Source organism: Burkholderia sp. B10, from assembly GCF_004368385.1.
Classification (GTDB): Bacteria; Pseudomonadota; Gammaproteobacteria; order Burkholderiales; family Burkholderiaceae; genus Burkholderia; species Burkholderia vietnamiensis.
Map to the genome: position 1 here is coordinate 12596 of NZ_PQMX01000013.1, position 14318 is coordinate 26913.

17 protein-coding genes are annotated in these 14318 nt (G+C 64.0%); all 17 read right to left on the bottom strand.

The window, feature by feature from the left end; all coding sequences use genetic code 11:
• Window positions 1–2: 2 nt before the first annotated feature.
• Window positions 3–683, bottom strand: a complete 681-nt coding sequence (locus C3Y15_RS09220) for a phage baseplate assembly protein V (protein ID WP_059668613.1) — start codon at window positions 681–683, stop codon at window positions 3–5.
• A complete protein-coding gene (locus C3Y15_RS09225) occupies window positions 680–1207 on the bottom strand; it encodes a hypothetical protein (RefSeq protein ID WP_124260036.1) in 528 nt (175 codons plus the stop codon). Before C3Y15_RS09225 ends, C3Y15_RS09220 begins: the two co-directional genes overlap by 4 nt.
• The gene (locus C3Y15_RS09230) at window positions 1200–1727 is read right to left on the bottom strand and encodes a phage tail protein (RefSeq protein WP_124260035.1); all 528 of its coding nucleotides are present in this window, start codon (window positions 1725–1727) and stop codon (window positions 1200–1202) included. Before C3Y15_RS09230 ends, C3Y15_RS09225 begins: the two co-directional genes overlap by 8 nt.
• A gap of 5 nt (window positions 1728–1732) precedes the next feature.
• Window positions 1733–2023, bottom strand: coding sequence for a hypothetical protein (locus tag C3Y15_RS09235; protein ID WP_059460922.1), 291 nt, complete (start codon window positions 2021–2023; stop codon window positions 1733–1735).
• Between the two features lies 1 nt (window position 2024).
• Entirely contained in the window at window positions 2025–3020 is a 996-nt protein-coding gene (locus tag C3Y15_RS09240; RefSeq protein ID WP_059723229.1) for a major capsid protein, read from the bottom strand.
• 72 nt (window positions 3021–3092) lie between these two features.
• Window positions 3093–3437: a head decoration protein gene (locus C3Y15_RS09245; protein ID WP_034194272.1), complete on the bottom strand. Its 345-nt coding sequence runs from the start codon at window positions 3435–3437 to the stop codon at window positions 3093–3095.
• A gap of 30 nt (window positions 3438–3467) precedes the next feature.
• Window positions 3468–4538: a head maturation protease, ClpP-related gene (locus tag C3Y15_RS09250; protein WP_124260034.1), complete on the bottom strand. Its 1071-nt coding sequence runs from the start codon at window positions 4536–4538 to the stop codon at window positions 3468–3470.
• On the bottom strand, window positions 4535–6028 hold the full coding sequence (locus tag C3Y15_RS09255; protein ID WP_124260033.1) for a phage portal protein: 1494 nt from the start codon (window positions 6026–6028) through the stop codon (window positions 4535–4537). The genes C3Y15_RS09250 and C3Y15_RS09255 overlap by 4 nt, the downstream gene beginning before the upstream one ends.
• Entirely contained in the window at window positions 6025–6231 is a 207-nt protein-coding gene (locus tag C3Y15_RS09260; protein ID WP_006497114.1) for a hypothetical protein, read from the bottom strand. Before C3Y15_RS09260 ends, C3Y15_RS09255 begins: the two co-directional genes overlap by 4 nt.
• Window positions 6232–6244: 13 nt before the next feature.
• Window positions 6245–8230 (bottom strand): terminase gpA endonuclease subunit, encoded by a 1986-nt coding sequence (locus C3Y15_RS09265; RefSeq protein ID WP_185499747.1) that lies wholly within the window; start codon window positions 8228–8230, stop codon window positions 6245–6247.
• Window positions 8193–8762: a MarR family transcriptional regulator gene (locus C3Y15_RS31975; RefSeq protein ID WP_185499746.1), complete on the bottom strand. Its 570-nt coding sequence runs from the start codon at window positions 8760–8762 to the stop codon at window positions 8193–8195. Before C3Y15_RS31975 ends, C3Y15_RS09265 begins: the two co-directional genes overlap by 38 nt.
• Window positions 8763–8852: 90 nt before the next feature.
• Entirely contained in the window at window positions 8853–9047 is a 195-nt protein-coding gene (locus tag C3Y15_RS32220) for a hypothetical protein (protein WP_124260031.1), read from the bottom strand.
• Between the two features lie 247 nt (window positions 9048–9294).
• Window positions 9295–10068, bottom strand: coding sequence for a zinc finger-like domain-containing protein (locus C3Y15_RS09275; protein WP_124260030.1), 774 nt, complete (start codon window positions 10066–10068; stop codon window positions 9295–9297).
• Between the two features lie 230 nt (window positions 10069–10298).
• Window positions 10299–12806, bottom strand: coding sequence for a VapE domain-containing protein (locus C3Y15_RS09280; protein ID WP_124260046.1), 2508 nt, complete (start codon window positions 12804–12806; stop codon window positions 10299–10301).
• A gap of 260 nt (window positions 12807–13066) precedes the next feature.
• Window positions 13067–13450 carry a hypothetical protein gene (locus tag C3Y15_RS09285; protein ID WP_124260029.1) on the bottom strand — a complete coding sequence of 128 codons (384 nt, stop codon included), beginning with the start codon at window positions 13448–13450 and terminating at the stop codon, window positions 13067–13069.
• Complete coding sequence (locus C3Y15_RS09290; RefSeq protein WP_174388102.1) at window positions 13437–13982, bottom strand: hypothetical protein; 546 nt, start codon at window positions 13980–13982, stop codon at window positions 13437–13439. Before C3Y15_RS09290 ends, C3Y15_RS09285 begins: the two co-directional genes overlap by 14 nt.
• 64 nt (window positions 13983–14046) lie before the next feature.
• Window positions 14047–14271 carry a hypothetical protein gene (locus C3Y15_RS09295; RefSeq protein ID WP_243860202.1) on the bottom strand — a complete coding sequence of 75 codons (225 nt, stop codon included), beginning with the start codon at window positions 14269–14271 and terminating at the stop codon, window positions 14047–14049.
• Window positions 14272–14318 lie beyond the last annotated feature (47 nt).

Sequence of the window (14318 nt, forward strand, 5' to 3'; positions counted from 1 at the left end):
CGTTACAGCGGCGGCGACACGGGCGCACCGTCACCCTCTTCCATGTGCGAATGCTTGAGGAACGACTTACCGCCGATCTCGACGTCGTCCGTGTAACGCGCTCCGCCCTCAACCTGGACGGCAGGGCCACCGTCACCGCCGCCCTTGCCCTGCATCCCGCCGTTGAACGTCAACAGCTTCTCGGTCGTCGTGTTGCCCGTGAACGTCGAATCGGGCACGTCGCCAAGCAGTTGCTGTGTGCGCAACGTCACGCCATCGGCGCGCAGTTCCAGCTCCGTTGCGCCGATGCGGAACACGATGCGCCCGCCTGCCGGCACGTCGACGCGGTACTCGTGCTTCTCGTGGTCATAGACTTCCGATGCCCCGTCCGGGTAGTCCCACGCGGTCTCGTTCGGATTGGACCGCGCCGAACCACCATGCTGATCCGAGTAATACCCCGGAGCCGCGTACGCGCCGGCCAGATCACCGGACGGCGCGAACATCGACGCCTGCTCGCCAACAGACGGCGGACGCCAGAAGCGAACCACGCCCGCTGCGGCGGTCTTCCACGGCATCCAGTCGCTGACCCAATCGCCGATTCGCACGCGACACTGCGGCGGCTGATAGGAGACGGTCTCGACAGTCCCGTGCTGCACCATGCACGCCATGCGGCGATCGATCTCGCCCAGCTCGTAGTCGCTCATGGTTCGCCGCCTCCCGCGTCCGCCGGATTCCAATACTGCCCTTCATTGCCAAGGCCGGTGCCCGGATCAACGCCCCACACGACCGATCGACCGTCCAGGATCTCGTCCAGCTCCATGCCGATACCGAATTCGTGCGTCCATTCGACGAGCCAGACGCAGTACGTATCGAGCTGCGGCCGGAATGGATCCTCCGCTACCTGTACGACCTTGCCCGGCGTGATCGGCAGTTCCCACGTGTTCCCGTGCACCACCATCGCGACACGTGCGGCAACCTCGCGCACGGCCAGCTCGGCCCCGTCGTCGATCGGATCGAACACGACACGGGCCTGCATGCGCGCGATCAGCGCCACGTCGCCCGTGCCATCGTCGTGACCGGGCTCGAACTCGTTCAGCTCGATCGCGATCAATGGTGTTTCGATTTTCTGACCGAGACGCGGGTATGCCTCGATGCGCTTGATCGTCGGCAGCTTCACACGAATGTCGCGCTCAATCGCTTCATGTAGCGCTTTCAGGTTCTCAAGCACGGCGCATCACCTTCTGCAGTTCGTAGTTCACTTCCTGACGGAGAATCACCATCAGCCGAGCCTCGCACGCCTTGGCTGCACGTCGAAACGCTGGATCGCCTGATTGTTGCCATGCCACCGTCACCATCCGGTAAGGCATCCGCTCCTTGCCGACACGCTCGTAGATCGGTCCATCGGGCTTTCGCTTCGATTGTCGCCACGCACCCTGGAACGACTGGCGACCGACTCGCATCCCCTTGCGCGTCCTCGTCGCATTGCCAAGGCGATGCGCCTCGAGCGGGTTCAGGCCGAGCCACACCTTGCCGGTGTCAGCCGAGCGAAGAAAGAAGTAGAGGCGACGACGGATGACCTTCTGCGGGACCTTTGTCGCGGCCCCGACCTCTTTCGCTGTCTGGCTCTTGATCCACCCGGCCGTCTTGCGCAACGTCCGCCGCCACGCTGCCTGCATCGCAGACGGCGACAAGCCTTGCAACACTGCCGTCGCCTCTTTGATGTCGATTTCGATCTTCAGATCGTCCATAGCACCTACTGGAGAATGAGGACGGTCCAGCCGGTGCCGTCCGGATGTGCCTCGAGCACGCGGTAGCGCTCGCCATTCGCGACCAGGATGCTGCCCTGCCGAACTGCAGCAGCGTCGCGGTCGCGCAGGTGGAATACCGGCGCGACGAGCTGTGTGCGCTGGCCGCCGAGATCCGGCCCAAGCCAGGGCGACGCGAACATCCCTTCGACTGACCGGCCGTCGATCGTGATATCCGCGTCTCCCAGGTCGCGTAGCACCGCTGCGTCGACGTCCGAGATCAGATCCCGGAACGCCACGTCACACCTTCAGCTTGATGAGCGCCTTCGGGCGCGTGCACAGATGGATCGGGTTCGATTGCGCTTCGATCTCGACGCCCTTGCCGAAGTCCATCAGCTCTTGCTTCGCGTAGTACGGCAGGCCCGTCGTGTTGACCGCTTCGACGTAGTCGGCCGGCGCAAAGCGCGTGATGAACAGCTCGGCCACGCCCTCCGGCACGGCGTGCGCTTCGTCGTCCGCCACATAGCCGACGTCACCGACGCGCCCGCGATACCGTTCGAACGTGCAGCCGCCGAAGTCGAACGCGTCGCGCGCGTCGCCGCGCAGCTGCGCGGCCATCACGGACGCGAGATACGTTTCCTTCACCGACTTCGCGACGATCAGCTTGTTCCAGAACTCGCGCCCGCACAGCACGCGCACGCCCGTGTACGTCATCGCGCCGAGCGCGTCTTCGATCGCGTCCTGCACCTCGACGCACTTCTGGCGAATCTCGGTCGTCGCGGTCGACAGCTCGAACGGAATCACCGTCTGCTCGATGCCGAAGTATTTGAGCAGATCGATCAAGACCGTCTTTCCGTCCGCATCGAGCACCGCGCCCTTGATTGCGCCGATGCGGTGGAACTCGTGCGTCGCATCGAGTTGCCGGCGCATCTTCGCGAGCCGGCGATTCACGACCGTCTGCATCGCTTCCAGCTCCGTTTCGGAACCAAACGCACGCAGGTTCGCGATTTCGTCGGCCATGATCACTGCGCGCTGCGGCAGGTGCACCGTATTGAACGGGATCATGCTGCGCTTGCTGCCCGCGACAACGGCGGCCGGTGCACCACGCTGGCCTGCCGCGACGAGCGACAGCGTGTCGCCGTCGCGCTCGATCTGCACCGTCGTCGTCGTGATCCCGTCCTCTTCGAACAGGCCGAGCGTACCGATGCGGCCCGGCACATACGGCTGCTCGTTGATCGCAGCACTGAGGGACGACAGCGAAAATGCGTCGTCTTGAAACAGGGCGATGTCCGCCATACAACCTCCAACATGAAATGGATACAAAAAAGGCCACGCGTGCTGCGTGGCCTTGAATCGCGCCGACTGTGGTCAGCGGACGATCACGTGGCGCTCGGCGAGATCACCGCGGCCGGTAACGTCGAGCCCCGTCAAGAGCGCACCGGCCACCTCGGCGAGCCGCACGATGCCGGTTGCCGGACGCGGCGCATCCGACGCCGGCAGCGCCGCATAGAGCACCCCGGCGGCGACTTCGGAACCGTCGTTAGCCGCGTTGTCGTACGGCGCGTACTCGCCGGTGCTCGTCAGGCCGAGAACCTGCCCGGCCGGCAGCGCCGCCCCGGCTTTGACGACGATGCGATCGCGCGAAATCTGCCCTTCGCCCTCCGACACCAGAAATTCGGCCGTCAACACCCCTTGTTGCTTCACGTTCGACATGAGTTTTCCCCTCCTCGGGTTACGTCAAAGTTACTTGCCGCTCTTGCGAGCCGCGTAGATGGACGCCGCGCGCAGCGCATTCGCGACCACGGGCGCGTCTTGCTGCGCGGCCGGGACAGAGCGATGGTTGATCGGCTTCTGCGACGCCGTTACGCGCTCGAACAGCCGCGCGCGAACCTGATCGGGCGTCAGACCATCCGTGACAAAGCCGGCCGTCAGCTCGGTCAGGCTCGCGGCCAGACAGATACCGGCAATGTCCTGTGCGCTTCGGATCGCAGCGTCGACACTCGCGCGGTCACGCAGCCCCGTCGCCAGCACAATGCCTTCCGCGCAGTGCTCGATCTTCGCGTCACGGCACGCCGCGTACACGTGCGACGCCAGCGCCGCAACATCCGGCCCGGCCTGCGGTGCGGGCTGCGGTTGCGGTTGCGGTTGCGGTGCGGGAACGGGTGGCTCGACGTCGTCGGCGAGCATCGCGCGGATCGGATCCGGCACGGCCGAGAAACGCGCGACGTGTCGCGCCGCGCCCGCGTACGCAGCGATACGGATCGGCTCGGCGATCGTGTCGCAGAATCCTTGCTCCTGCGCCTGAGCTGCGGTTAGCCAGGTCTCTGCGTCCATGATGGCCCGGACCTCGTCGTGCGATCGACCGCTACGCTCCACGTAAGCCGCGAGCATGTTGTCCGACGTGCTGTCGAGCAGGTCTGCGAGCTTTCGAAGGTCGGTCGCCTCACCGGCCGCCACCGTATGCGGGTTGTGGATCATCAGCATCGCATTCGACGGCATCACGATTTCTTCGCACGCCATCAGAATCAGCGATGCAGCCGACGCTGCGACGCCGTCGACGCGGCCGGTCACCTTGCCGGCATGCCGGCGCAACGCGTTGTAGATCGTGAACGCGTCGAACACGTCGCCCCCCATCGAATTGACGGCAACGACGATCGATGTCGCCGTCGCGGCGACCTCATCGAGCGTCGATGCGAACAGTTCCCCGTCCGTGCCCCAAAAGCCGATGTCGCCATAGATCCGGATCTCGGCAACCTGCTCGCCGGCCCCGTTCGCCTGCGCGCGGATGTCCCACCAGCGCTTCTTCCCTTTCATTCGCCCTCCCCATTTGAATGATCGCCCATACCGTCGAACGGTTCGAGCGTGTCATACCGAATACCAAGCCGGCGCTCGCGCGCAAGGTCGGCCGCGTTCTCGTTGTCGACCTGCTCCGGATCGTCGCCGCGCGACAGTACGGCACCTGTCCGGCTCGCAAGTCCGGAGCGGATCTCCATCCGCTTCGCCGTGACGTCCTGCACCGGATGGATATACGGCCAGCCCTGCGGCACCCACCGCACCCGCAGATACTCGCGACGACGTCGGTAGTAGTCCGCCATCGGCATCGCGCCCGACAGCGCGCAGGCATCGACCCACCAGCGCCATACCTTCCGGCAAAACTGGTGAATGAACACGTTCCACTGGATCTGCTCGATCGACCTCCGGAACTCGTTCAGGATCACCCGCAGCACGCGATCGCTCACGTCGCGCAGATCGCCCGTCATGACTTCGTACGGCATGCCGACCGAAGCCGCAGCCGCCATCAGTTGCTGTCGCATGAACGGCCCGTAGTCCGTACCCGCGCCCGGCGGCTCGGCGAACTTGACGTCCTCGCCCGGTGCCAGTTCCTGCATGCTTCCCGGTTCGAGCGAAACGACCGGCGAGAACCCGTCGACGTCGTACTGCATTTCCCCGCCCGTGACGGGATCCCCCGGTAAGCCCGGCTCGCTCGGCGGCTTCGTGATAAACCCGGCAAAGAGATTGCTGACCTCTTGCCGGAACAGCACTGCGTCGTCGAAGTTGTCCAGCGACTTGAGCCGAAGCAGCACGGTCGACAGCTCCGGGACGCCGCGCACCTGGCCGGGCCGCAACGCGAGGAAAACGTGCGCGATTTCGTCAGCCGGCACGCGAACTGTCTGCATGTTGCCGGTCGATGCACGTCCGTATTCACCGGGATGACGCTGCAGCAGGTGATATGCAACGCGTCGCCCGTCGGCATTGAACTCGACGCCGTTGATGATCTCGCCACCGCCCGGCACCACCTCGTTCTTCTCCATAGGCAGCAAATCGCCTTCGAGAAGCCGGATCTGCATGGGAACCGCCAAGCCTTCGCTCGGACTTCGGAACTGGCGACGAACCAGTACCTCGCCGTCACTGAAGAACGCCCGCGCGGCAAGCGTCTGCACGCCCGCCATGTCGAACACATCGTCCGCGTCGATCTCCTCGCAGCTATCCTCCCAAAGTTGCTTTTGCATCTTGCGAACCGCGTCGTTCGGATGCTGCGGGTGCGCTTGGATGCCGTTCCCGATCGTGTTCGATACGAGCCGTGCGATCGCCGTTTTCGCCCACGGATCGTTGCGGATCGCGTCCCGAGCACGCGAGCGCAGCAGCGGCAGGTTTTGCGCCGCCGCCGCGTTCGGTCCCGCGCTCGACGCACGCCACGACTTCGCCCGTGCGCCCGTCGTGCTCGCCGACTCGTACGCCGCCGCCTTCAGCCGCGTCGGCACCACGAATCCGCGCCGCGCGAGTGACGGAAAGCCGCGCTTCATCGCACCCCCTTGCCGGCGTGGCGGATCCGGACGATCGACGAACGCCCGGCCGCGCCGTTCAGGTCGCGAATGATCTCGGTGCGTGCCTCGCGCAGTTCGCCGATCGAGCGATATTTCACGCGCCGGTCGGCATACTGGACTTCCAGCTCGCCCTTCGCGATTGCAGACTGGATGTTCTGCAGATCCTGTTTTGTGTATGCCATGCCATTCCCTCGTTTAGCGCCGCTTCAGGTACGTCGAGCGACCCACACGACGCCCCTGAATGCGCGAAACCCCGCTCGGGGGCGGGGTTTCGGTGGGTTTTGCTATCTGCGGCAACGGCCGCGGCGTCTCGATAATCTCGGGCACGTCCGGCGGATCAGGCGGCACCTCGGCCGGCAGTGCCGCCGGCAACGCCTCCAGCACCGGAACCGCATCGAACAGAGTGACCTGCGATGCACGATGCTGCTCGACCTGCCAGTGCGCCTCGGTCATCAGATGCACCTTCACGCTCCGCGCCGCGTGCAGCGCGTACCCTTCGCAATCCAGCGCTTCGTTTCTCGGGCTGATCTTCTTCCACACGCGCTTACCGCCACGCGGCCCCGGAACCTTGACCTCCGCCGTGAGCTGCGAGAGGTAGTCGCTACGGACCGCGCTATACCAGTGCATGCGGCCCGGCCCGTCGCCTTCGAGCTTCAGTCGGTTTTCGAGGATCAAATCCTTCGCGCGGCTCACGCCGACCATGTACGGCCGCAGTCCGTACTTCGCGGCCTTGCTGTTGTTGCGCGTCGAGTCGATCGACGCCTTCGGCACGCTGAAGATCTCCGCGTCGACGTTGCTGCTGCCCTTGACCGCCATGACGTTGTAACCCGCGTGCTGCGCCGCACGCACATACTTGTAAACCGCATCCGACGTCGCACCGTCTGACGAGTCGATCGACGTTGCACGCACACGCAACAACCAGCCGTTCTCATGCCGGTATGCGTGCGACAGCAGCATCGTCAACGCGCCCCATACCCCGCCTGTCATCGGGTCTTGCTGCTGCTCCGTCACGTTGCCGTATATTTCCCCCCACGCGACGAGCCAGCTTTCCTCGCCGCGCCCCCATGCACGCAGGACAATCGCGAGGCGGTCGTGCTGCACGTCGACGCCAAGCGTCAACACCAGACCTCCGAGCGGCACGGTCAACTCCGCGTATGGCAGCGCACGTTGCGCGAGCACGTCCAGCTCGGGCAGATCAGTCTTGTACTTGTACGCCCGGCCCTGCGAGTTGTTCACGAACGAACGCATCTTCGTATCGTCGCCCTCGCGCAGCGCCTTGTCGGCCGTCAGCCACTTCTTGACCAGCTCGGCCATGTTCGAGCCGGGGAACGGCGACACCAGCTCGTTGATGCGGAAGCCGGCAACGCCGTGAAACGGTGCCGTCGCGACCCATCGCCCGCGTCGGACAGCGCGAATACGCGTCGCGTCGTCCCACAACGAGCCGCAATGCGGGCAGGTGTAACGGGCCGTCTCCGGTTGTGCGCGGCCATAAACCTCATGTACGACTTCGGCGCCCTCGCTCCACGTGACGTTTTCCCACGCCAGCTCATGCTCCTCATCGCAATCGGGACACGGCACCAGATACACACGCTGATCCGATGCCGCGTAAGCCTGCTGGATGCGGGACAGGCCGTCGATGGTCGGCGTGCCGCCCAAAATCATCTTGCGTCGCCGGGCCGAATAGCTCTTGTTCCGTTCCTCCAGCAGCGTGATCGAATCGCCCTGCTCGCGCACGTTCGTGTTCGCGTCGTCCGGCTCCTCGACGGCAACGACCGGAGCCGGCGTCGACTTCACTTCGTCTGGCGCGTTCGACGTGATGAACTTCAGGAAGCCGCGTGCGAACGTCTTGTGATCCCAGAGGTTGTTCTTGTCGCGGGCCGCGTGAACCGGCAATCTCGCCGACAGGCGAGGCGTCACCTCGACCATCGGCTCGAATTTCTCTAGGTTGAACTTCTTCGCCGTCTTCTCCTTCGGGAACATGACGATCATCGGGCACGGGTCAACGTCGATCCGCTTGCCGATGTAGTTCAGCAGCACACCATCAGTCCACGCGACCTGCGCCGACTTCATGCACACGACCTTCTGCACGGTCGGATCGTCCAGCGCTTCGTGCATGCCGAACACCCACGGCGTGATGTTCGGGTTATACCGGCCGGGACTGGCCGATCCCTTCGCGCTCAACCTGCGATGTTTGCGCGACCAATCCGTCGTCCCAATCCGCTCCGGCGGACGCAGCATCTTCGCGATCCGGCGAATCACCGCGTGGACCGTCTGGGTCGTATTCAGAAAGCTGCTCAAGGCATCCATATATGTGCTCGTTCAACCATTCGACGTCCACCTCGACGCCGTATAGCGTGCGCAGCTCCTGCACCAGCTTGTCGGACAGCGACAGCAGCTCCGTTTGAAATGCGCCGACCATCAGGCCGTACGCCTGTTCGAGCTGCGCCGCATTGACGAGCTGCCCTTTCTTCTCTGCCAGCGTCAGCAGCTTGATCTCGCGATCGACGATCTCGGTCTTCGCCCGTTCGGCGACGAGATCGATGCCCGTACCGCTGGACCGGCCGGCCGCGACCTCGCGCAAATGCCGGATGTACGCGACGCGGATCTCGTCGATCGACGCCACGCGGTAATCGAGCTGGACCTTGTCGACGAACCGCGAAACGGCCGACTGATCGAGGTCGAGATGGTCAGCGATCTGCTGCTGAGTCGGCATGAATATGACCCCCTATGGAGACTCGCCAGTAGAGAAAAAACGCGGGTGCGAGCCCCCGCGTGTGGCGACGCCCAGAGGGTCCCCGCCTGCTCAAAAAATAGGCAGGCCCGCACCGACCGCGACATCGGCGGTCGTGCCGTCACCCGCTCGGTCCATCGCCCACACGACGCGGTCCATCGCGTCGTCAAACACGAAGCACCGCGCGGTAACGCGCCCCATGCTTCGATCTTCATCCCACGTCGACCAGACCTCGCTTGGCCCGGCGCTCGTCGACTCGATTCGCATTTCAGCGCCCCAATGCAAAAAGCCCCGAGGGCTTTCGCACTCAGGGCTTCGGTATTCATTTCGTAAGGGCGAACGCCCTCCCAACAGATCCCGACAGACAGTTATCGTTGTTGGTCGCGGCGCTCCCGCGATTCAGTACGCCTGTCGGGCGAAGGTTGCGACACGAGTATGCGGTCGCTCATTTATCCAGTGACGCAGTAAAGGATGTGCAAAGTTTACGCGATCCGCTCTTGAAATGGAATACGTTTCATCCTCGCAATTGACGACGCAATGTGTCGTACACCGATCCATCGACCGTATCCAGCAGCGCGAGCATGTCGTGGAAGCGCCACGACCAGTTCTTCCGATACTCGTCGAGCGATACGCCGAGCGCGTGCGCCCGGCCAGCGTCGTCGACCTGTCGCTTGCCGGAACCGGAACAGCAGGGGCAAATGTGCCGGCCCTTTGCATCCGACACCGGCGACGCGGCGATCCGCCCCATCCCGCCGCAGTCGTCGCATGGTTCGTATTCCCGAAAGACTAGCGGCCCGTTACGCCCCTCGAAGAACGGGATACGCTCCTCCGATATACACACCTTCCCGCTGCCCCCGCATACATCACACGCGTGCGTTGACGCCGTGACGGGACGTGCGCGACGCACGACGCCGCGGCCTTCGCACTCGACACACTGATCGTTCACCCACTCGTCCAGCAACCGCAGCGCGAATCGCTCGACGATGTCGACCTTCGAACGCTCGACAGCGTGCCCCGCACGTTGATCGCGACGCTCGTCGCGCGACAGGCCCGTGAACCGCGCACGCTTGAATCGGCCCGACGTCCGGATCATCTGCGCCAACAGCAACGTTGCACGTCGAACCATCGCATGCGTCGGCAGCGGCCCAGCCTTGATTCGAGCAAGCAGGCTCCCGAGATCGTTAGCAAATGCGAGTGCGCCCAAAGTAACTTTAGGATCGGCAATCGGGTCGGTGAACTGACCACGAACGCTCATCGCAACGCCCACCCGCTCTTTCAAATCGATCATCACTCTCTCCTATTTGTCCCAATGTCTCAATGTCTCAATGTCCCAAGGGGAAAGGCTTGCAGGGGTGCGCGCCTGCGACATGCGCGACATGCGCCGCTCACGTCGCGCATGTCGCGCCCCCGCACCCGCGCCCGAGACCGCGCCTTGGGACGTTAGGACATAGGACGTCCACAGCGCGCCAAGGCGGGGCAAGTGGCGCGCTTACCGTGCAGGCACGGCGCGCCACGCGATCAAAGCGGACTGTCGTCATCACCCGCTGCCACCAGTTCGCGCTCCGCTTCCGGCTCTTGCTCTTCCTTCACGTAGTACCAACCGCGCGATCCGGTCGACTCGCGCTTGCGCACCCACCCGAGCGACTTCAACGCCTTGCCGATGCGACGCTGCTCGGCCAGCGTCCATTTCGACGTGTCGAGCTTCAGAATGTCCGCGAGAATCTCTTCCATCGTCGTGCGTGAGACAAACTCGAGGGCCTTGGCGATCTTGTCCTCGTATACGTCGCCCTCGTAGCGCTCCGCTTGCTCGATTTCGAACAGCGGGCGCTCATGCTCTTCCACGTGCCACACGACGCCCGAGCGATACAGGTGCACGGCTTCCGCCCAGAGCTGCTCGCGAACGGCCACAATGCCGTCGATGTCGACCAGCCCGCCGACACGCAGCGGCCAGTAACGCCGATTGCCCGATTCGTCTTTCAGGTACGTGTCGAAGTTGACCGAGCCGGCGAACACGCACTGACGCGGGACGTCGGTCGCACGCTTACCGTAGAAGTTACGGAACCGGTCGACAGCCGTCGCGAAGAAGCTCTTTACCGCCGACGAGTCGGCCTTGTTCAACGAATCCAGCTCGGCCAGCTCGATCACCCACTTCCCGGCCAGCACCGCGTACGTGTCCTTGTTGCCGATCTGGATCGGCGTATCGGTGAACCACGGAGCGCCGGCCAGCACCTTCAGCGCCGTCGATTTGCGATGCCCCTGCTTGCCTTCGAGGATCAGGACGTTGTCGACCTTGCAGCCCGGCTCCATCACGCGCGCGACGGCGGCGATCATCCATTTCATGAACGCGAGCTGCACATACTCGCTGTCGGCGACACGCAGGTAGGTCGACGGCATCGATCGCACGCGCGACACGCCGTCCCATTTGAGCCCTTCGAGGTATTCGCGCACGTCATGGAAGTGCTTCTCGTCCGCCACCAACAGAACCGCGTTCATCACGATATCGGTGCGCACCGAGAGGCCGTAGCGCTGCGACAACCAAAGCGCGCAGCGCTGATCGTCCATGTCAGTCCACTCGCCCTTCACGCCTTGCCGGAACGGCGGTGCCTTGCGCTTCATCACGCGGCCACCGAAGTCGTCCTGTTCGATGACGCCCTGCCAAGCTTTGTGATTCGCCAGGATCATGTGCACGTTGCCGAGCGTCGGCAGCAGCGTGCCCTTGTCCGAACGCGCGAGATCCTGCTCCCATGTGTGCGCGCCGTTCTCTGCCTCCCGGCCATCCCATTCCGGCTGTTTCGCGGCAGCGGACGTCGCGGCGGATTTCGTCGGTGTGTCGTCCGCGGTCGACACCGCAACCGTCGCCGGCCGGATCTCTTCGTTCGCTGGCGCGATGACGCGCAGGATTGCCGCCTGCACTTGCGCTTCGACTGCCTCGACGCCCTCTTCGACGTGCAGGTCGTTGAAATCGGTCAGCTTGCGCTCGCCGCGCTTGGCGAACTCCGGATAGGCGACGCTGACGTCGGCGACCGTCGCTGCCGCCGCGTACGCACGCTTCAGGCCCGTATTCTCGAAGCGCTTACGGCGCAACGGCATTACGTCGTTTCCGTAGCTCACCTCGACATACGGCACGCCATTGTCGTCACGACGGCATGACACGGCGACCATGTACCACGTGTTCTTCGCCTCGATCCGCACCGGGTCGGCACCAATCGCCAGCTCACCATGGAAGGCGAACTCATCGGCGAGCCAGTCGCGCATGCGCTGCTCGATCTTCCAGTCGTCGTCGGCGCAGACCAGCACATGCACATCCGGATACGTCGCACGCAGGTAGCACACGGCCGGGAGGATGCCGCCCGCGTCGAAGCAGACATTGACTGCGAACGCCTCGTCGATCGCCATGCGGATCGACCGCGCGGTCGCGTAGCCTTCGGCGACCAGCACGATTTGGTCGTCTGCGCCGACCTCCCCGAGCAGATACGACGCGCCCTTCTTTTCCATGCCCTTGTTGAAGCGCTTCCCGCCGTCCGGCGTGATCTTCTGCAGGCCGACGAGGCGAGCGTCGTCGCCGTACTGATACATCGGCACGAATATCGTGCCGTCCGCGTCGAAACGTACGCCTTCGGCCGTGATGCGCTTGCGTTCAAGATAGGTGGACTCGCCGTGCTCTGCCGCGCGGTTCCACTGATCGCGCGCGCGGTTCGCGGCGAGCTTCGCTTGACGCGCATCGCGCTCGGCCTGCTCACGGTCGGCGGCTTCCTGCCGGCGACGCGTCTCCGCGAGCACTTCCTCGCTCATCGGTGCGCCGCTCCATTCGAATCGCTCGGTGCCCGGATCGTCGCCCGAGAAGTGGCCGAACGTGCCGCCATAGCCGATTACCGCGCCCTTGCTGATGATCTCTCGAAGCTGATACCAGTATTTCTTGCGCGGCCCGTACCGATGATGTTTGCCGTCCGCGACCGGATGGCCGGCAGGCAGGTCGGGATGACCCGCAGCGCGCAATTGCTGAATGATCTGGTCCAGTGTCGCCATACAAAAATTCCCTCGATCAAAGTTACTTTGGCCGCATGTCGCGGCCAGATCACAATTCGTTGAGTTGCGCGCTGTTAGCTCGCACGACGAGCCGCCTCCAGCTCGACGAGACGACGGTCGCGCTCGACCTTGTGAGAAAAGCTTCGCCATACGGCTCGCCCCGCCGCATAGCACTGCCGCCCGCTCGGCGAGCGGCTGTATTGCGATGCGCTGCGTCGCAACACGCTACTGATCCCGTTCACGTTCACATGTGTCTCCGGTTATTTGCCGCGCAGTCGACGCCATTCCGCCGACATGAGATCGTCGAACGCGGCAAGGTCCAGCGCGCAGAGACGATCGGTAAGCTGGTCGCGGAACGCGTGACGTTCCGCCTTGGTCGCGAGCGCGGCGCATGCGCGCGCAGCTCGCTCGATGAACAGGCGCACGCGCCCGGCTGCGTTCGCTTCCGCAAGAATCGGAGCGAGGCGATCGGGAAACGTGGCGATCAGTTCGGATAGCAAGCGCCCCGCTTCAGCGGGGGCACATTCGAAACGGGATGCGAGCGTCGTGACAGAGCACGCCAGTTGCTGCTCGGGCGAGCAGCAGAGGCCGATGTGTTCGCGGTCGGGCTGGCAACAACCCATTCCGGGCTTAAACCGCTCCATGACGACGACGGCGACGCGCGGCAAGGTTGCGAGCAGCGTGGATCAAGCGCTGGAACAGACGCTGGCCCTTGCGACCAGTCGCGATGATCTGCTCTGCCCGGCCGTCATCGATGCGCTGCTCCCCAAGAACGCGCGTCACGTCGTCTGCGACGCGACCGACGTGAGCCTGAAGGTGCAATGCGGTCGAGACCAGATGCACGTCCACGCCCGGCCCGATGTCGTCATCTGCGCCGTGCTCGTCGACGTATTCGGCAACCAGCCCAAAACGCGCGTTCAGCGCGTGGAGTGCATCGAGCGCGTGCGCCTTTGCCTCCGTCTTTTCCTGCATCCACTCGATCAGCAGCTCGAACATTTCCATCGACAAGCGACTGTCGCCGACACCACGCAGACGCAGACGAAGCGATTCCGGCGTGATGTTCTTACCGCGTCGGATGGTGAGGTGGTTCGCCGCGTCGGCGACACCGCCGGGCGTGTTGCGAACGGACGTATAGAGGACGTCCAGCCATTCGGTACTGTCGTATCGGCAGGTCATATCGGAACATTGGGAATGTGCCGCTTTCATGCTGTCGCGGCAGGAGCGCATTGACTACGATTCATCAAGCGGCTGTTGTGACGGAGATAGGTTCCTCGCGCCGGACACCTGGGCAAGGGGCTTCGGCCCTTATGAAGTAGTCGTGGAGCGCCTGCACGTTCGATACGCGCGGATCGGTAACTCTCGACAGAGCGATCTTGGTCAGCGTGTCGTACGGCACGCCCGCATCTTGAGCGATGCGCCGCCACTTGCCCTTGTTCTTATGCAGTTGCTCGATGACGAACTCCAACCAAGAACTAACACGTTGACTCATATCGTTCCCCCAATTAGGTGCGG